General features: G+C 72.1%; 20 protein-coding genes and 2 riboswitches. Of the genes, 9 read left to right on the top strand and 11 right to left on the bottom strand.

What is annotated here, in order from left to right:
* Positions 1-13: 13 nt before the first annotated feature.
* The 3 genes from ychF to FGG90_RS07350 all read left to right on the top strand — a co-directional run bounded on the left by ychF (position 14) and on the right by FGG90_RS07350 (position 3,030).
* Complete coding sequence (gene ychF, locus FGG90_RS07360; RefSeq protein ID WP_094128585.1) at positions 14-1,087, top strand: redox-regulated ATPase YchF; 1,074 nt, start codon at positions 14-16, stop codon at positions 1,085-1,087.
* A gap of 475 nt (positions 1,088-1,562) precedes the next feature.
* Positions 1,563-2,474 (top strand): hypothetical protein, encoded by a 912-nt coding sequence (locus FGG90_RS07355; RefSeq protein ID WP_094128588.1) that lies wholly within the window; start codon positions 1,563-1,565, stop codon positions 2,472-2,474.
* A gap of 10 nt (positions 2,475-2,484) precedes the next feature.
* Entirely contained in the window at positions 2,485-3,030 is a 546-nt protein-coding gene (locus FGG90_RS07350) for a hypothetical protein (protein WP_133065153.1), read from the top strand.
* A gap of 191 nt (positions 3,031-3,221) precedes the next feature.
* Here the strand turns inward: FGG90_RS07350 and FGG90_RS07345 are convergent, their stop codons facing one another.
* The 4 genes from FGG90_RS07345 to FGG90_RS07330 are packed head-to-tail and all read right to left on the bottom strand — an operon-like array spanning position 3,222 to position 6,709.
* On the bottom strand, positions 3,222-3,989 hold the full coding sequence (locus FGG90_RS07345; RefSeq protein WP_094128591.1) for an SCO1664 family protein: 768 nt from the start codon (positions 3,987-3,989) through the stop codon (positions 3,222-3,224).
* On the bottom strand, positions 3,989-4,543 hold the full coding sequence (locus FGG90_RS07340; protein WP_094128594.1) for a DUF3090 domain-containing protein: 555 nt from the start codon (positions 4,541-4,543) through the stop codon (positions 3,989-3,991). Before FGG90_RS07340 ends, FGG90_RS07345 begins: the two co-directional genes overlap by 1 nt.
* 23 nt (positions 4,544-4,566) lie before the next feature.
* A complete protein-coding gene (locus tag FGG90_RS07335) occupies positions 4,567-5,259 on the bottom strand; it encodes a histidine phosphatase family protein (RefSeq protein WP_094128597.1) in 693 nt (230 codons plus the stop codon).
* 43 nt (positions 5,260-5,302) lie between these two features.
* Positions 5,303-6,709 carry an amino acid permease gene (locus FGG90_RS07330; protein WP_094128600.1) on the bottom strand — a complete coding sequence of 469 codons (1,407 nt, stop codon included), beginning with the start codon at positions 6,707-6,709 and terminating at the stop codon, positions 5,303-5,305.
* Between the two features lie 185 nt (positions 6,710-6,894).
* Here FGG90_RS07330 and FGG90_RS07325 point away from each other — a divergent pair, with 185 nt between their 5' ends.
* Entirely contained in the window at positions 6,895-7,491 is a 597-nt protein-coding gene (locus FGG90_RS07325; protein WP_094128603.1) for a TlpA family protein disulfide reductase, read from the top strand.
* Between the two features lie 56 nt (positions 7,492-7,547).
* Here the strand turns inward: FGG90_RS07325 and FGG90_RS07320 are convergent, their stop codons facing one another.
* The 3 genes from FGG90_RS07320 to FGG90_RS07310 form a co-directional block, all read right to left on the bottom strand.
* A complete protein-coding gene (locus FGG90_RS07320; protein ID WP_094128606.1) occupies positions 7,548-8,009 on the bottom strand; it encodes a universal stress protein in 462 nt (153 codons plus the stop codon).
* A 3-nt stretch (positions 8,010-8,012) separates the two neighbouring features.
* On the bottom strand, positions 8,013-9,479 hold the full coding sequence (locus FGG90_RS07315) for an APC family permease (RefSeq protein ID WP_094128609.1): 1,467 nt from the start codon (positions 9,477-9,479) through the stop codon (positions 8,013-8,015).
* A 120-nt stretch (positions 9,480-9,599) separates the two neighbouring features.
* Positions 9,600-10,022: a MarR family transcriptional regulator gene (locus FGG90_RS07310; protein WP_094128612.1), complete on the bottom strand. Its 423-nt coding sequence runs from the start codon at positions 10,020-10,022 to the stop codon at positions 9,600-9,602.
* Positions 10,023-10,253: 231 nt separating this feature from the next.
* Between FGG90_RS07310 and FGG90_RS07305 the strand changes: the two genes are divergently transcribed.
* Together FGG90_RS07305 and FGG90_RS07300 are read left to right on the top strand one after the other, a co-directional pair.
* Complete coding sequence (locus FGG90_RS07305; RefSeq protein ID WP_094128615.1) at positions 10,254-10,658, top strand: hypothetical protein; 405 nt, start codon at positions 10,254-10,256, stop codon at positions 10,656-10,658.
* Between the two features lie 71 nt (positions 10,659-10,729).
* The gene (locus FGG90_RS07300; RefSeq protein ID WP_094128618.1) at positions 10,730-11,350 is read left to right on the top strand and encodes a GIY-YIG nuclease family protein; all 621 of its coding nucleotides are present in this window, start codon (positions 10,730-10,732) and stop codon (positions 11,348-11,350) included.
* A 60-nt stretch (positions 11,351-11,410) separates the two neighbouring features.
* Here the strand turns inward: FGG90_RS07300 and FGG90_RS07295 are convergent, their stop codons facing one another.
* On the bottom strand, positions 11,411-12,589 hold the full coding sequence (locus FGG90_RS07295; RefSeq protein ID WP_094128621.1) for a zinc-ribbon domain-containing protein: 1,179 nt from the start codon (positions 12,587-12,589) through the stop codon (positions 11,411-11,413).
* A 96-nt stretch (positions 12,590-12,685) separates the two neighbouring features.
* Here FGG90_RS07295 and FGG90_RS07290 point away from each other — a divergent pair, with 96 nt between their 5' ends.
* Entirely contained in the window at positions 12,686-13,240 is a 555-nt protein-coding gene (locus FGG90_RS07290) for a GNAT family N-acetyltransferase (RefSeq protein ID WP_094128624.1), read from the top strand.
* A gap of 9 nt (positions 13,241-13,249) precedes the next feature.
* Here FGG90_RS07290 and FGG90_RS07285 read toward each other — a convergent pair whose 3' ends face one another.
* Together FGG90_RS07285 and FGG90_RS07280 are read right to left on the bottom strand one after the other, a co-directional pair.
* The gene (locus FGG90_RS07285) at positions 13,250-13,645 is read right to left on the bottom strand and encodes a ChaB family protein (protein ID WP_094128627.1); all 396 of its coding nucleotides are present in this window, start codon (positions 13,643-13,645) and stop codon (positions 13,250-13,252) included.
* A gap of 82 nt (positions 13,646-13,727) precedes the next feature.
* Positions 13,728-15,119, bottom strand: coding sequence for a PP2C family protein-serine/threonine phosphatase (locus tag FGG90_RS07280; RefSeq protein WP_094128630.1), 1,392 nt, complete (start codon positions 15,117-15,119; stop codon positions 13,728-13,730).
* Between the two features lie 294 nt (positions 15,120-15,413).
* Between FGG90_RS07280 and FGG90_RS07275 the strand changes: the two genes are divergently transcribed.
* Positions 15,414-16,184 carry a copper resistance CopC family protein gene (locus FGG90_RS07275; RefSeq protein WP_094128633.1) on the top strand — a complete coding sequence of 257 codons (771 nt, stop codon included), beginning with the start codon at positions 15,414-15,416 and terminating at the stop codon, positions 16,182-16,184.
* Positions 16,185-16,216: 32 nt separating this feature from the next.
* Here FGG90_RS07275 and FGG90_RS07270 read toward each other — a convergent pair whose 3' ends face one another.
* Complete coding sequence (locus FGG90_RS07270; protein WP_094128636.1) at positions 16,217-16,588, bottom strand: BlaI/MecI/CopY family transcriptional regulator; 372 nt, start codon at positions 16,586-16,588, stop codon at positions 16,217-16,219.
* Between the two features lie 149 nt (positions 16,589-16,737).
* Between FGG90_RS07270 and FGG90_RS07265 the strand changes: the two genes are divergently transcribed.
* Positions 16,738-17,199, top strand: coding sequence for an SseB family protein (locus FGG90_RS07265; RefSeq protein ID WP_094128639.1), 462 nt, complete (start codon positions 16,738-16,740; stop codon positions 17,197-17,199).
* Positions 17,200-17,345: 146 nt separating this feature from the next.
* A riboswitch (glycine riboswitch) is annotated at positions 17,346-17,432 on the top strand.
* A gap of 1 nt (position 17,433) precedes the next feature.
* A riboswitch (glycine riboswitch) is annotated at positions 17,434-17,527 on the top strand.
* Positions 17,528-17,559: the final 32 nt, after the last annotated feature.

Here is a 17,559-nt window from a genome sequence, read left to right as displayed (position 1 = left end):
ACGATGGACTCCCGTGGCACTCACTATCGCGATCGTCGGTCTCCCCAACGTCGGCAAGTCGACGCTCTTCAACGCCCTGACCAAGAACCAGGTGCTCGCCGCGAACTACCCGTTCGCGACGATCGAGCCGAACGTGGGCGTGGTGAACCTGCCGGACCCGCGCCTCGAGGTGCTCGCCGGCCTCTTCGGCTCCGAGCGGATCCTCCCGGCTCCCGTCTCCTTCGTCGACATCGCGGGCATCGTCCGCGGTGCGAGCGAGGGCGAGGGCCTCGGCAACCAGTTCCTCGCGAACATCCGCGAGGCCGACGCGATCGCGCAGGTCGTCCGCGGCTTCGAGGACGAGGACGTCGTGCACGTCGACGGTCGCGTCGACGCCGCGAGCGACATGGAGACCATCAACACCGAGCTGATCCTCGCCGACCTGCAGACCCTCGAGCGCGCCGAGCCGCGCTACGAGAAGGAGCTGAAGACGAAGCGCATCGAGTCGATCGTGCTCGAGACCGCGAAGGCCGCGCGCGAGTGGCTCGACTCGGGCAAGCCGCTGTCGGCGTCGTCCATCGACCTTGAGCCGGTGCGCGAGCTCGGCCTGCTGACGGCCAAGCCCTTCATCTACGTGTTCAACGTCGACGAGCAGGTGCTCGGCGACAAGGGTCGTCTGGATGAGCTGGCCGCACTCGTGGCGCCCGCGCAGGCCGTGTTCCTCGACGCGAAGATCGAGTCGGAGCTCATCGAGCTCGACCCCGAGGACGCTGCCGAGATGCTCGCGAGCACCGGCCAGGAGGAGTCGGGCCTCGACCAGCTCGCCCGCATCGGCTTCGAGACCCTCGGCCTCCAGACCTACCTGACGGCGGGCCCCAAGGAGACGCGGGCCTGGACCATCGGCCGTGGCTGGAAGGCCCCGCAGGCGGCCGGCGTGATCCACACCGACTTCGAGAAGGGCTTCATCAAGGCCGAGGTCATCTCCTACGACGACCTGGTCGAGACCGGCTCCATCGCCGAGGCGCGCTCCAAGGGCAAGGCCCGCATCGAGGGCAAGGAGTACGTCATGCAGGACGGCGACGTGGTGGAGTTCCGGTTCAACAACTGACGTCTTGGCCCCAAACCGTCAAAAAGTCGACACCGACTGTCCGCGAGGGGCCCGCCAAGTCAGGGGATCGCAGGACGCCGAAGCTGTTTGGGCCGTACTGGCCCGGCCTGTTGGTCGGTAGCCCCTCGTCTGGTGTCTTGACGTTGCTTCGCAAAAACGGTGACATCTGGGCAACCGCTCATGCTTCAGTGCGTGCGGTGGCAGTACGTTCGTGTTGTCCCTGCATAGGTTGTAACTAAGTTTGCCCACTTGTCGTTAGAAGCGGCTGAAGCGTCTCTGGCCTCGAGGCGGGTTCCATCGGGGGCGTCCGGGGCGGGGAAGTCGCACTGCCAACGCCCCGAAAAGCTGCGGGCATCGACCGTAGGTACCAACTATCACGCGCAAATGGGCAACAAGATTTTGCCGCAAGTGCACCGCCCGAGCACGTGCTGTGCCACGATGACTGTTAACAACAGTAACCACAGCGGGAGGCAACGTGGCCGGCAAGGCGCGCACGGTGTATTTCTATGACGTCGTGACGGCGGACCAAGACAACCAGATCACGGAACTGGCAGCGGGTTGGTGGTTTGACCTGTTCGACTTCCTTGCCGAGCGCGAACCGGAGGACTTGCGCAACGAGTTCCGGCGCCGAAAGTACGAGGGTGAGATTCGTGACCACCGCTCGCCGGCGGTACGCTACCTCTACCTCGGCAAGCTACGCCCGGGAGCCGATTGGCCTGACATTCGGAACCTCACTGGGCAGCACGGCTCGCTAGCTTCGACGGGCGCGGTAGGTGCAGTCATTGAGCCTGCTTATGTGGTTCCCATTCATATGGAGGGCGAGAACTACGTCGCGGTGCTTAAGTCCTCAAACGGCCCCTCTAAAGAGGCATTACAGGCTTGGTTGTCCTCAGTGGCAGGGTACGAATTATCAGAAAATAGACTCATCCTTCGGCCGTATGCTCGGCGGGACCAGCTAGAGCGCCTACAGGAAGCGATGGGGGCGTCCCGAATTCACTTGAAAGTTGACAGCGCGACTGTCAGCTCCATGGATGCCTCTTCGGATGTCGGTCGTGCCATACAGGATGTGCAGCAGATCGGTAGTGGTGGCGTGTCTGTCGAACTCATCGTCAGCTTTGGCAACGCGAGGCCCGATGATGATGGCGCCGAGGCTCTCGTGGCAGGAGTGCGCGACATCGTCGGGGCGGGGGGCTTTCAGAAAGCTGTTGCTACATTGCTCGTGCCTGACGGGCAGGGACGAGTCGTGAAGGATCACGTTGATTTCGATATTGACAGAGTGACCCTTGAAGAGGAGGTGGGCGACTCTGAGGACGAGGAGCCGACTCCCACGGCCGTGCTGCATGCGGTGGCGGAGGCTATAAGACGATTCAGGGATCGTCTGGAATAAGGCAGGTGAGATGAGCAAGCGACCGAACGTTGCGGACCACCCATGGCTCGTCAACGCTCTGGGGCTTACGGTCGTCGCGCTCCACGGCTTGGCGACGCTGGCCACTTGGGTCCCGAACGTATGGGGTGACTTCCTGGCGGCGGATCCCTCGGATCAAGCGGGCGTATACCTTGGGTTCCTGGGTACTGCAGCCATCGTTTCTGGCTTGGCTGGCGTGGTTGTGATATTCGGCCTCACGGCGACTGGCGACAAATTTCGGCGATTCCGTATTGGCGGTGGAAAAAGCTTGGCTCGAAATTGGACTTCCACGACGTCGTCCGGGCTTTATGCTGCCGGGTTGTCTTTAGTGGCATCTATCTTCGCTTACACTCCAGTGCTGTACGTCGCTCCGTGGCTCTTGGAGGCAGCAGTATTGCTGGCGCTTCATGCGTCAGTTCGGCTTTTGTGGCTTCTGAGGGCAATGGTGGGTATCGTCAGAGCGGACGACGCCGTGCAACTGCGAGAGCAGAAAAAAACGCCATTGAGTGCTGCCCCATGGAAACAGACGCGCTCTTAACGGGAAGGGCTTGAAGCCATCGATTCGAGGCTCGGCGTCGCGCAATGAAGACTCACTGGTAAAGTATTGGGCACTAGAAAGACACTCCCCTTTAGGCGCGTTCCGCTAAGTCTTAGGTCACTAAATTCGTCGACGTGGGGGCATTGAGAGTGGCGGCGCGTCGTCTGCCTCGATGGACGCCTGGAACTGCGTCAAAAAAGGGGCCAGGGAGCGGCAGGCGCTTGACCCGCCGGGGCCGGGAACCTCGCCGCCACACGCAGGCGCGCGCAACGAGCCCTAAACGCTGCGATCTCCTCGGCCGTCAGCAGCTCCTTCAGCTCCCGCCCGAGCTCCCCATCCAACCCCGCGAGCACCCGATCGATCCCGGAGAGCTCCTCGGCCGTCAGCGGATCCCCGACCCACCCCCACAGCACGGTGCGCAGCTTGTGGTCCTCGTGGAAGGTGAGGCCGTGGTCGACGCCGTAGCGGTGGCCGTCGGGCATGGCGAGCACGTGGAAGCCCTTGCGGTCGGCGTTGTTGACGATCACGTCGAAGACGGCCATGCGGCGCAGCGCCGGGGTGTCCTCGTGGATGAGGGCGACCGTGTTGCCCTCCTCGTCCTCGCCGCCGAGGACCGTCCGGTAGCCGGTCTCCGGGATCTCGGCCGCGGGGATCAGGTCCACGGCGTCCTGGTCCGGATCCTCGTCCTGCCAGAGCTGCACCATGCCCTCGCCCGCCGGGCCGTCGCGGAGCCACGTGCGCGGGACGATGCCCCAGCCGAGCGCCTCGGAGACGAGGTAGGCGGCGACCTCGCGATGCGCGAGCACCGCGTTGGGGAAGTCCCACAGGGGGTTCTCGCCGCGGATGGGCTTGTAGACGACCTCGACGTCGCCGATGGTGCCGAGGAACGTCGCGTTCGACGCGGTGCGGATGCGGCCGGTGAGCGTGAGCTCGGCGTTCGCGAGGTCCGTCTCGGACATCACTCGTCGGGGAAGGTGTGGATGTGCCCGTCGGGGTCGATGGGGTAGCCGCAGAGAGCGCAGATGGGGCGGCCGGCGCCGACGATCTCGTGGGTGCGCCTCGCGAACGCGCGGGCCGCGCCCACGGGCATCCGCACCACGAGCATCTCGGTGGCGTCCGAGTCGTCGTCGGTGGGCAGATCGAAGTCGTCGCTGTCGTCGTCCTCCGCGAGGGGGTAGGCCTCCATGACGATCTGCGCCGTCGTCGGATCCCAGCCGAGGCCCATGGCGCCGGTGCGCCAGCGCTCGTCGACCTCCTCGAGCGGGTCGTTGTCGACGAGCTCCGGGGGCGTGCTCGTGGGGACGCTGAAGGGGTTGCCCTCGACGGTGACGAGCTGGTCGAGGATCTCGTCGATCTTCTCCGCGAGGAGGGAGGACTGCTGCTTCTCGAGGGCGATGGTCACCAGCTGGGGACCGGAGCGCACCTGGAAGTAGAAGGTGCGGGCGCCCGGGAGGCCGATGGTGCCGACCACGGCCCGGTCGGGCCAGTCGAATTCGAGGGCTCGTGTGGGCATGCCTCCACTCTAGGCGCGGTGGATCACCGCGTCGCGTGCCCGGCGCCGCCGCCCACGGGAGCGTCACCGGATCCGACGGCCGCGGCCAGCCAGGAGAGGTCGCCCGCGTCGCTGTTGGTGGCGTGGACGGTGGGCCGGCTCGCGCCGTAGCGCACGATCGAGACGGACGCCGGGCCCACGTCGATGCGCTGGAAGAGGTCGAGGTGCGTGCCGAGCGCGTCGGCGAGGATCGACTTGATCACGTCGCCGTGGCTGACCGCGACCCACACGGCGCCCGGCCCGTGCTCGGCCTCGATCGCGGCGTCGTGACGGCGGATCGCGGCGACCGCGCGCGTCTGCATCCCCGCCATCGACTCGCCGCCCGGGAAGACGACCGACGACGGGTGCGACTGCACGCGCGACCAGAGGTCCTCCTTCGCGAGGTCGGCGAGGGAGCGGCCCTGCCAGTCGCCGTAGTCGCACTCGGTGAGGTCGGGGTCGACGGGCTGGGCGGGCTTACCCGTCTGCCGGTCGAGGATCCGCTGCGCCGTCTCCCAGCAGCGCTGCAGCGGGCTGGACACGACGGCCGCCAGCGGCAGCGCGGCGAGCCGCTCGGCTGTGCGGTCCGCCTGCTCGCGCCCGGTGTCGTCGAGGTCGACGCCGGGGGTGCGCCCCGCCAGGATCCCGGTCGCGTTCGCTGTGGTGCGTCCGTGCCGCACGAGGATCACTGTCGCCATGCGGCCAGCCTAACCAGCGGGCACGCGGGCCCCGGCGGGCGGATCAGGCCTCGCGCGCGACGGGGACGGCGGCCTCCGCCTCGTCGGTCTCCGGCGCCGCCACCGGATCCACTGACCCGCCCCGCGCCTTCGTCACCGCGTACAGGCCGAGCACGACCGCCCAGGCGACGAGGCTCAGCACGAGCTGGGGGCGGATCTCGGGATCCAGCGCCATCTGCACGAGCACCGCGACGATGCCGACGACCGTGAGGATCGAGAGGCCGGGGAACAGCCACATCCGCACTACAAGACCCGACGATCCGTTCCGGCGGCGGAGGACGATCTGCGAGATCGCGATGAGCAGGTAGACGAACAGGATGATCGCGCCGGAGGAGTTGAGCAGGAACAGGAAGACGGTGTCGGGGGAGACGGCCGCCGCGATCACGCAGAGGAAGCCGACCACCGACGAGAGCAGGATCGCCGCGCGCGGCACGCCTCGGGACGTCACCTGCACCAGTCGCGCCGGCGCCTCGCGTCGCCCGGCCAGCACGAAGAGCATGCGCGACGCCGTGTAGAGGCCGGAGTTCAGGCAGGAGAGCACGGCCGTGAGGACGACCGCGTTCATCACGTCGCCGGCGAACGGGATGCCCATCCGGTCGAACGCGCTCACGAAGGGCGAGGCGCCGAGCTCCGTGGAGTCCCACGGGAGGATCACGGCGAGGAGGAACAGGGAGCCGACGAAGAAGAGCGAGATGCGGAGGATCACCGAGTTGGTGGACTTGCGGATCGCGGTGGCCGGGTCCTTCGACTCGGCCGCGGCGATGGTGGCGATCTCCGCGCCGACCATGGAGAAGATCACGACGACGACCGAGGAGAAGATCGCGCCGACGCCGTTCGGGAAGAAGCCGCCGTGCGCCACGAGGTTCGAGAAGTCGGCGGAGCGGCCGGGCCAGATTCCGAGCACGTAGAGCCCGCCGAGGCCGAGGAAAAGGATGATGGCGGCCACCTTGATCCCCGCGAACCAGTACTCGAAGGCGCCGAACGCGCCGACGGAGACGAGGTTCGTGGCGGTCATCAGCGCCATGAGCCCGAGGGACAGCAGCCAGAGCGGCGCGTCGAACCAGTAGGTGAGCGCCTTCGCGCCGGCGACCGCCTCGAAGCCGACGACGATGACCCAGAAGTACCAGTAGAGCCAGCCCATCGAGAAGCCGGCCCAGCCGCCGAGGGCGTGCCGGGCGTAGTCGGCGAAGGAGCCGGTGCTGGGGTTCGCGGTGGCCATCTCGCCGAGCATCCGCATCACCAGGATGATGAGGACGCCCGAGATCGCGTAGGTGAGGAACGCGCCGGGGCCGGCGCCGTTGATCACGACGCCGGAGCCGACGAAGAGCCCGGCGCCGATCACCCCGCCGATCGCGATCATGCTGAGCTGTCTCTGCGTCAGTCCCTTGTGCAGCTGCGGTGCGGGTGCCATGAAAGCCTCCGTGCGTGTCGGCGTTCTCGGGTGGGGGATCCTCCCGCTCCACCGGCGACGCGTCGGGCCGGGAGGTCCTGAGCACGATACGCAGGGGAGGGGCCCGGCCGGGAAGTGTTCACAAGGGCTTTACAATCCGCCGGTGTTCGGGCGGGGCGGCCGGCGGCGGGCCGTAGCATGACGGGGTGATCCGCCGCCGCCGTCCCGCCGCCGCAGCCGCCCTCGCGGTCTCGATCGCGCTGGCGCTCGGCGGGTGCACCGGGACGGACCAGCTCGCGAGCGACTTCCGCTCGGGCGACGGCGCGGGGACCGGCGACGCCCGCGTCACCGAGTTCCCGGCGGGCGAGCGCGGCGACCCGGTCTCCTTCCACGCGCGGGACACGTCCGGCGCCGACGTGAACGCGGAGCAGTTCCGCGGGAAGGTCCTCGTCGTCAACTTCTGGTACGCCGCCTGCGGCCCGTGCCGGCTCGAGGCGAAGGACCTCCGCGAGGTCAGCGCGGCCACGACGGACACGGCGACGTTCCTCGGCGTCGACACCCGCGACTCGGCCGACAGCGTCCGCGCGTTCGTGGACGCCTACGACATCCCCTACGCCAACGTGCTCGACGTGGAGGACAACGCGGTGCAGCTCGCCTTCGCGGCCCGCACCGCCCCCAACACGACGCCGTCGACGCTCGTGCTGGATCCGGAGGGCCGCGTCAGCTCGCGGATCCTCGGGCCGGTGGATCCGAGCACGCTCACGACGCTGATCGCGACCGCCGCAGCGACGCCGTCGGCCTAGCCCGCGACGGGTCCAGGCCGACGGTCTCGTCCGCGACGGGCCCCGGGTCCGTCGCCTCAGTCCGCGATCGGCCCGCGCACCGTCGGCCGGCAGATCAGCACCGGGCAGGGCGCCGAGTGCTGGACGCGCGACGCCGTGCTGCCGAGAAGGATCGTCGCGGTGAGGCCGCGGCTGCCCGCGGCCATGGAGATCAGGCCCGCGGAGAGCTCCTCGGCGGCGCGGATGATCTCAGTGGCGGGGGATCCGCTGCGGACGTCGCGGTGGATCGTGGGCCCCCAGCCGTCGAAGACCGACGCGACCGCGTCGACGGCGGCCTCGGCGTCGCGGCGGTAGCTGAGCTCGGTCTGGCCGGTCGCCCGCCGCGGGCCGAGCTCGTTGGCGAAGGGCGCGGCCGCGTAGGGGCTCACGACGGCGAGCACGGTGACCTCGGTGATCTCGCGGGAGTCCGCGATCACCTGGAACTGGCGGGCGGCCTCGAGGGAGGCGCGGGATCCGTCGGTGGCGACGATGACGTGCACGGCTCAGACCTCCCGGTCGGTCGGGCCGGCCGCGGCGACGTCGGCGGCCGCCTCGAGGTCCGGCGGGGTCTTCCCGAAGGTGCGCTGCGCGAGGTACAGCACGAGGCCGAGCGCGAGCAGCCCGCCGACCCAGAACAGGGCCGCCGGGTCGTCGACGAGCGTGTAGATGAGGACGGCGACGTTCCCGAGGATCCCGACGATGAGCAGCGGGGTGTTCGCGCGGTACGTGTCCGCCGTCTCGTCGTGGCCGCGGAGCTTCAGGCACGCCACGATCACGAGCGCGTAGATGAAGAGGAGGAACACCACGGTGATGGTCGCGAGGCGGTCGACGATGTCGAGCCGCTCGTCCTCGGGGATGCCGGCCTGGCTGGAGCGGATCGCCGCGCCGATGATGAGCAGCGACGCCACCACGGCGCCGCCGAAGATCAGGGCCACGTAGGGGCTGCGGCGGGCGGGGTGCACCTTGGCGAAGACCGCGGGCACGACGTTCTCGCGGGCCATGCCGAACAGGATCCGCGACTGGGCCACCACGGTCACGAGCGCCGTGTTGCTGATGGCGACCATCGCGATCACGGCGAAGATCACGAGCATCACCGCGGCGGGGATGAAGAAGAGGTCGGCGCGGATCACCTCGAGGAGCGTGTTGCCGGCGAGGTCGCCGATGGGCACGGCGAGGGCCGCGGCCATGGAGACGAGCACGTAGACGACGCCGGCGGTCATCATGCCGCCGATGAGGGCGCGGGGGAACGCGCGCGACGGGTCCACCGTCTCCTCGGCGACGTTGGCCGCGTTCTCGAAGCCGGTCATGGCGAAGAAGGCGAGCGAGACGCCGGCGAGCACGGCCAGCACCGCGGATCCGGCGCCGCCCTCGACCTGGAACTGGAGCAGCACGCCCGGGTCGCCGACGCCCTCGACGAGCGCGATGACCCCGATGGCGACGACGACGATGAGGCCGGTGATCTCCACGAACGTCATCACCACGTTCGCGATGACGGACTCGGTGATCCCGATGAGGTTGATGAGCGTGATGACCGCCACGAACGCCACGGCGATGCCGGTGGTCGCCCAGATCGCCGACTCGGGCAGGCCGATGAGGTCGCTGAGGTAGCGGACGAAGCCGGCGGCGAGGGAGCCGACCGCGGCCATGTTGGCGCTCAGCATGCAGATGGTGATGAAGAAGGTGAGCACCGGGCTGCGGAACGCCTTGTTGATGTAGAGCGAGGCGCCCGCGGCCTGCGGGTACTTCGTGACGAGCTCCGCGTAGGCGAGGCCCGTGATGGTCGCGATGGACACGCCCACGAGGAACGCCATCCAGAACGCGCCGCCCACGGCCGCGGCCACGAGGCCCACGAGCACGTAGATGCCGGAGCCGAGCACGTCGCCGACCACGTAGAAGTACAGCTGCTTGACCGTGATGGAGCGCTTCAGCTCGCTGCGCGGGGGTGCCTCGGCCTCGATGGGATTCGCCATTTCCCCACCCTAGGGGCGGGGTGTCCCGCGGTGAAGGGGCGTGCGTCCGCGCTCGGATCCGGGTATCGCGCGCGCGGACGAAGAGGTGTCAGTCAGTGCGGCGGCGACGGCCACGCGGCCTCAGCCCGGGACGCTGAGCCGTTCCATGAACTCGATCGCTCGGCGCACGTCGTCCTCGTCGATGGGCGGCCGGGCGGCGCTGGCCGCATCGCGGATCCACGCCACGCGCGCGTCGAGCACGTCCTCGAGCAGGCGGCGGCCGGCGGGCGCGACCAGCAGGCGGGAGCCGTCGTCGTCCGACTCCTCCGCGAGGATCCTCCGCTGCAGCAGGCCGCTCAGGCTCGGGACGAGCGCCGCGCGCGACGTGCGGGTCCAGTACGCGAGCGAGGTGCGGTCGAGGCGCGTGTCCGTCGCGACCACCCGCACCAGCTGGATCTGCAGGCCCGTCAGCCCCGACCACGCGTCGAGGGTCGCGGCGTCCATGCGGTCGAAGACCGCGGACATCGAGACGATGAGGCGTCGGTGCGTGTGGTCGTCCGTCATGCTGCTCCTCTGGTGGAGCGTGTCACGGGGACCCGGGATGGGACGACTGCTCGTACTCCGGAACGTACGCTCCGGGAACGTACCCCGTCGCGATCACGCCGACATGCACCGGCGGCGTGTCTTTCTGGGACGATGAGAAGGCTGCCCACGCCCGCCACGGGGCCCGGACGGTCGAGGAGGTCCCATGCGCGCTGCTCCGGATGCCGCTGCCGGGCACGACCGGGTGCGGGCATGACGCCGAGGATCCGCGCGCTGATCCTCACAGGGATCATCACGGGGCTGACGGCCGCGATCGTCGCCGCCGCGCGTCCCTGGACCCGCCTGCCCGAGCCCGACGACTGGGTCGTCCTGCGCTTCGCCGCGGGGGCGGACGGCTCCGCGTACGAGGCGTTCGCGTCGCTGGCGGCGACCGAGGCCGCGGGCGACGACGCGCTGCAGCTGCTCGAGGCGGGCGCGATCGACGGCAACGCGTTCGGCGACGACTCCTACGACGTGCACTACGCGGGATCCGACAGCCGCCTCATGTGGGAGGTCCTCGAGCCGATCTTCCAGGACGCGCCCGTCGCCTGGACCTCCGTGGAGCTCCGCCGCGGCTTCGACGACGCGGCGCCGGTGGTGGTGCGGGCGCGGCGGTGAGGGTGGGGCCGCGGCGGGCCGATGCCCCTCCGCGCGCCGCCGGTGTCGGACCCCGCGCCTAGCGTCGGGGCATGACGTCGAGACGATCCCCGGGGCGGCGCGCGGTCGCCCGCGGCGGTGCCGAGATCGGATCCCGGGCCGTCGCGGTCGCCTGCCGGGCGGACGACTGCGGGGATCCGGCCGAGTCCGGCGCCCCCGTCCCGCTGTGCGCGGCGCACCTCGTCGCCGCGGCCGAGTGGGCGGAGCGCGAGCGGGGCGTGGAGGACGCGCTGCCGTCGCCGTGCCCGGCGTGCGGATCCCGCCTCGGCGTCCGCTTCCCCTCCGCGTGGCTGTGCGCGGTGTGCGAGTGGCGGCACGGCGAGCACCCGGACGGGGAGCTGGCGCCGCCTCGCGTGGACGTCGTGTACTACATCCGCTTCGGCGACCGGATGAAGATCGGCACGAGCGCGAACCCGAGGCAGCGGCTCGGCGCGCTCCGGCACGACGAGCTGCTGGCCTTCGAGCGCGGCGGCCGGGCGGTGGAGCGGGCGCGACACGAGCGGTTCGCGCGGCAGCGGTACGCCCGCACCGAGTGGTTCGCGCTCGACGCCGAGCTGCGCGCGCACGTGGCGGCGCTCGCGGCCGGGCAGCCGGATCCGTGGGAGCTGCTCGCGCGTTGGCGCAGCGAGGCGCTGGCGCTGCGGATCAGCTGACGTGCGCGGAGTCGGCGGGCGGGAGCCGGGGGCGGGAGCCGACGGCCGGGCGCGCGCGGATCAGCCGGCGGCGGCGGACGGCGGCGCCTCGCGCAGGTAGGCGTCCACGAACAGCGGCCCGCGGATCTCGCGCAGGCGGTCGAGGAGCGCGTCCACCGTGCCGCGCGTGAGGCCCGAGACGCACAGGTCGTAGGGGCCGAGGGGTGGCAGCTTGCCCGTGCGGATGCGGATCACCTCCCAGCCGGCTGCCCGGAGCGCGCGGTCCTTGCGCCGGTCGGCCTCCTCGCGGCGGCCGACGTGCTCGAGGCCGTGGCGACCCGTGGAGTCGTACTCGATCGCGACCCGCAGCTCCGGCAGCAGGATGTCGGGCCACGCCTCGAGGTGCTCGAAGAACGGCCGCGCGAGGCGCACGGCGTTGAGGCCCGGCGTGTGCTCCAGGCGCGCGGCGAGGTCCTGGCGGAGGCGCTCCTCCACGGCGGACGCGGGCGGCGGCGCGCACGCGCTCGCGAACGGCTCGCCGACGGGGAGGTCGGGCGTCTTCGCGCAGACGCCGGGGGAGCGGCGCGCGCGGGCGGGGGTCGCGGCGGATCCGGGAGCCGACCGGCGGACCGCGGGGCCGGGTGCGGCAGCGGCAGCGGCAGCGGCTGACGCTGTGCGGGCGGGCGCGGCGGCCGGCGCGGTAGCTGACGCCCCGGCTCGCGCGGCGCCGCCCGGCGTGCCGTCCTTCCCCCGCCGGTCGCGTCCGGTGCCGCGCGCGGACGGCATGCCGTCGCGCGATCCGCGCCGGACCCGCGGGGAGTCGGCGGGCGAGGGGCGCGACCCCGCGGACGCGCTGCCGGTCGGCGCGGCGGATCCGCCCGCCACGGGCCCCGCGACGAGCGGCGACGCCCCCGGCCAGCGCACCCGGTCGGCCATCGGCAGCACGGGCGTGCGCGGGGCGGCGGCCTCCGCGCAGTCCGGGCACCAGGACGAGCGGCGGCGCTCGCGGCCCGGCCGCATCCGCTGCTCCTCGGGGGTCGCGACGAAGACGTGGCCGACGTCGCACTGCCAGGTGAGGAGGACGTCGGCCGCGGGCGGCACCTGGGTGAGCGTGATGCCGCGGTTGAACTCGGGGTGGTACTGCCGGATGAGCACGGGGAACGACGCCCACGCCTCCCGGTAGGTGCCCACCGGGTACGGCACGTCGAGGCCGCGCGACCAGCGGCGCCGCGCCCACCACGCATCCACCGGTTCGGGCATGCGGTCACGGTAGGGGGAGCCACCGACCTCGGCCCTCGGCGGCCGGATGCCCGGCGCCGCGCGCGCCGGCCCGCGTCCCGCCCCTACCCTGGTCCGATGCCCGACCTCGCCACCGACCGCCTGCTCCTGCGCGCCTACACGGAGGCCGACGCGTCCTTCCTGCTCGACCTGCACTCGCGCCCCGACGTGCAGCGCTGGCTCGGCTCGGGCCAGGTGCAGACGGATCCCGCGCAGGCCGCCGCGCGCGCCGCCCGCTACGCCGCGCTCGACCACCCCGTGCGCGGCATCTGGGCGATCGCCGACCGCGACGGCGGCGCCCTCCTCGGCACGCTGCTGCTCAAGGACCTGCCGGCGTCCCCCGATCCGGTCGCCGCCGACGACCCCGCCCCGCGCGACGTCCCCGAGGAGGGCGAGACCGAGATCGGCTGGCACCTGCACCCGGACGCCTGGGGCCGCGGCATCGCGACCGAGGCGGCCCGCCGGGTGCTCGCCCACGCGGCCGACGGCGGCCTCGCGCGCGTCCTCGCGGTGACGGACCCGGCGAACGCGGCCTCGCAGGCGGTGGCCCGCCGCATCGGCATGCGCGACCTCGGCCGCACGCGCGCCTACTACGGCACGGAGTGCGAGCTGTTCCGGATCGACCTGCCCTAGGCGCCCACCTCAGCTGTCGCGCTCGCGCGCCCTCCGGGTCTCCCGGTCGTTCGCCTTCCGGATCCCCTCGACCAGCTCGTCCTTCGTCATGCGGCTGCGGCCGCCCACGTCGAGGCGACGCGCGACCTCCATCAGATGCGCCTTCGAGGCGTTCGCGTCGACGCCGCCGGCCGTGCCCGCGCCGCGCCGCTCGGCGCCGTCGTCCGACGGGCCCGCTTCGTCCTTCGGCTCCCAATGGTCGCCGACCTTCTCGAAGCCGTGCTTGAGCGCGGCGTAGGCGGTGCGCTCGGCGCGCTCGCCGGATCCGTACCGCTCCTCGGCCGCGGCGTGCGCCGCCGACCAGGTCGCCTGCGCGTGCTCGGGGGAGCGGCGGATGGTGCTCGGCATGTCGTCGTCCGGTGCCACGGATCCTCCTGGTGCTCGGGCGGGCGTCCTCGCGCGCCCGCGGTCCCTCCACCCTGGCCCACCGGACGGGCCGGCGCCCGCGTCAGCGGAGCGCGGCCTCCCGTGCCTCGGTGCCGACGCGCCGGACCGCCACCACCGTCACGTCGTCCGGCAGCGACCGCCCTTCCGCGAGCCCCGTGATGCCCGCGACCGCGTCCTCCGCGGAGCCCCCGGCGGACGACGCGGCGTCGACGGCGAGGTCGAGCGACTCGACCGAGCCGTCGAAGAGGTCGAGGACGCCGTCGCTGCAGACGAGCAGCAGGTCGCCGGGATCGAGGCGCACCGCGCTCGTCGCCCACTCCTGCGTGCCCAGCGCCCCGAGCGGCAGGTTGCGCGAGGGGATCGGCTCCCGGGTGCCGTCCGCGCGGCAGACCACCCCGAGGCCGTGCCCGGCGTCGACGGCCGTGACGTCGCCCGTCGCGGCGTCGAGCCGCAGGTGCAGCAGCGTGACGAAGGCGTCGTTCGCCTCGAGGTCGGGCTCGACGGCCCGGTCGACGACGGACATCGTGCGTCCCGGATCCTCGTTCGGCAGCGCGATCCGGAGCGAGGCCCGCACGGTCGCGGCGATCACCGCGGCGCCCACGCCCTTGCCCATCACGTCGGCCAGGGTGACGACGAGGCCGTCGGGCGTCCGCTGCCAGTCGAAGAAGTCGCCGCTCACGGCGCCGCTCGGCACGCACGCGCCCGCGACCTCGTAGCCCGGGAGGTCCGGCACCGACCGGGGGAGGAGCCGGCGCTGCACGCCGCCGCCCTCGTCGAGCTCCTGCCGGGATCGGGCGGCGCGCGCCGCGTGCGCCTTCGCGGCCTGCTCGCCGCTCAACGACGCCATGCTGAACGACACCACCACGAGGAGCACGAGCGTGATCAGGGCAGTCGACGGCGTGCCGAACCAGCCCGTGAAGAGGTCGCTCCGGGGTCCGGATGCGAGGAAGGCGACGAGGCGGCCGCCGTAGTACAGCGCGAGCGCGCCGGACGCGAGCAGCAGCGGCCACCGGGTGCGCGAGCGCCGCGCGTCGAGCAGCACGAACTCGCGGCAGGACAGCCCGATCAGCGTCGTCATCAGCGTGAGGAAGAGGGGTCCGCCCGACCAGTCGTTCGTCGCGGGCGAGTCGGCGCTCGACACCGCGGTGATCAGCGCGGCCGGACCCACGACGAGCCACCACGGCGTCGGCCGGTCGCGGAGGGAGCGGCTGCCCATCCACACGGACGCGGCGCCCGCCACGATGAGCGCGTTCCCGAGCGGGTTGCCCCAGACCTGGTTCGCGGTGCCGTCGAGGAGGTAGGCGAGCGATCCCGTCATGAACAGCGCCAGCGCCGCGCACCACCAGAAGCTGAAGGACGAGCGCGTGCCGCGGTAGGTGACGAGCGCGAAGAGCAGCAGCAGCACCAGGGAGGTGACGCCGAAGGCGACGCGGAGCGTGAGCGAGTCGAGCAAGGTGCGGTCCGTGGTCCTTCGGTCGGCCGGGCGCGCGGCCGGACCACGTCCGGCCGGTCACGCGAGCGGGGCGTCCACCCGGGAGCATCGAGGCCGGAGCCACCGCAGCACCCCCCGGCAGCAGCGATCGTCCTCGCCAGGCTACCCATCGTGGGCGAAGGAATCGACGGCGAAGGAGGATCGGGCGCGCAGGGGCCTTCCGCGGACCGACCTCGCCCGCCGCGGGCCCTCCCCGTGCCCGCCCCGTGCCCGCCGCACGCCCTCCCCGCGCCCGCCGCGGGGGATGATGGACCCATGGCGTCTCCGCTCCACCCCCGCACCCCGTCCGCCCTCCGACGCGCCGCGCTCGCCGCGGCCGCCGCCGCGCTCGTCGTCGGGGGAGCGCTGATCCCGGCGGGCCCGGCGTCGGCGCACGACCGGCTCGTCGGATCCACGCCCGCGGCCGACGCCACCGTCACGGCCGAGCCCGGCAGCATCGCGCTCGACTTCAGCGAGGACCTCCTCGCGCTCGACGCGCAGGCCTCGGGCTTCGCGATCCAGGTCGTGAACGCCTCCGACGGCTCGTTCCACGAGGACGGCTGCGTCACGATCGACGGATCCACCGCCACGAGCCGCATCGCGCTCGGCACCGCCGGCACCTACCAGGTCACCTGGCGCGCGGTCTCGAGCGACAGCCACCCCATCGACGGCACCTACTCCTTCACCTACGCGCCCGCGGGCGACACGGTCGGCGGCCCGGCGATCCTCCAGGCCCCGGCCTGCGGCGACGCCTGGGCGGGCAGCGCGCCCACCGCGACGCCCGAGCCCGAGGGCACCATGACCACGCAGGGCGGCGGATCCGCGGCGCCCGCTCCCACGGCCGACGCGCAGTCGGGCGAGTCCGTGCCGATCGCCGACGCCGCGGAGACGACGCCCGTGTGGGTGTTCCTCCTCATCGGCCTCCTGATCCTCGGGGCGGCCGTGCTCGTGGTCCTCGGCGTCGTGCGCCGCTCGTCGCGACGCTTCCCGGGCGAGGACGGCCGGAGCGTCGGCGGGCCGACCGACGGGGCCGACGACCCGCGCTAGCCGGGGCGCCGGAGCGCGCGAGCGCTGGCGCGCTACGCCGGGTCGTCCGCGCCGAGCGCGCGGCGCAGCGCCGTGAGGTCGTCGCCGTCGAGCGTGCCGGCGAAGCGCAGCAGCGCCGCCTCGCGGTCCTTCGTGGCTGCGAGCGCGCCCGACATGAGGGACGCCGCGTGGTCCGTGCGGGAGCGCGCGGGCGCGAACGTGAGGGCGCGCGCCTCGTCGGATCGCGTGACGAGGCCCTTCTGGCCGAGCCGCTCCAGCACCGTGAGCACCGTCGTGAGGGCGGGGCGCGGATCCGGGATCCGGGCCACGACGTCCTTGGCCGTGAGCGGCTCGTCGGCGTCCCAGAGCGCGTCCATGATGGCGGCCTCGAGCTCGCCGCGGGGGCGCTGGCGTCCGATCGGCACGGCGGCTCCCCTCGGGTCGGGTGGTGGGCGGGAAGTGTCGATCCTAGCTCCGCCGCGCGCCCGGGACGCCGCCCCGCTCGGTGCCGCCCCGCTCGGCGCCGTGCCGCCCCGGTCAGGCGCCGTGCCGCTCGATCGGGCACGATGGGAGCATGACCGATTCACAGGACCGAGAGCCCACCCCCCTCGAGCAGGCCATCGCGCGCGGCCAGGCCGGCGAGTCCGACATGACCGCCGTCCTCACGGAGTTCATCAACACCGTCGTCGTGGTGCCCACCGCCACGCCCCTGACCCCCGAGACCGACCAGCTCCAGCCGGTCCTCTTCGACCGCGACGGCGTGCCCATGCTCGCCGCCTTCACGCACGAGGACCGCATCGACGAGAAGGTCACGAGCGTCGCCGACCACGTCGCCACGATCCCCGCCGCCGAGCTCGTGCAGGCCATCCCCGAGGGCACCGGCCTCGTCATCAACGTCGGCACCACGGACGGCTTCGAGATGATGCCCGAGGGCGTCGCGCAGCTCGCCGACGACGTGCGCCGCGTCATCGACCAGGACGACGACGTCCAGCCCGGCACGACGGCCCCCGCCGCGCCGTCGCCCGACGCGATCTGACGACCGCTCGACCCGACCGCCCGACGCCGCCGCATCCCGAGGATGCGGCGGCGTCGTCGCGTCCGGGCGGACGCGCCGGGCGCGGGCGGGATCGTCACACGCCCGAAACGTCCCGCTCGATATGCTGGGACCCGTAACACGGCCGCGCACGCATCGCGGGAGAGCTCCTCCGGGAGCACCGAAGGAGCAAGCCTCCCCGCCAATCTCTCAGGTCCACGTACCGCGACGCACTGGCCACTCTGAAAAGCAGTCGTCCCGCACGGCTCGCCCACGGTGAAAGCACCCTCCTCGGACGGCGCGAAGCTCTCAGGCACATGACAGAGGGGGAGTCCCGCATCCGGCGCCCGCGCCGGTCACGAC

Origin of the sequence: Clavibacter michiganensis subsp. tessellarius (assembly GCF_021922985.1) — a bacterium.
In the GTDB taxonomy this organism is placed as follows: domain Bacteria; phylum Actinomycetota; class Actinomycetes; order Actinomycetales; family Microbacteriaceae; genus Clavibacter; species Clavibacter tessellarius.
Note: the sequence above shows the minus strand (reverse complement) of the source record. Positions and strands in the feature narration are given on the sequence as shown.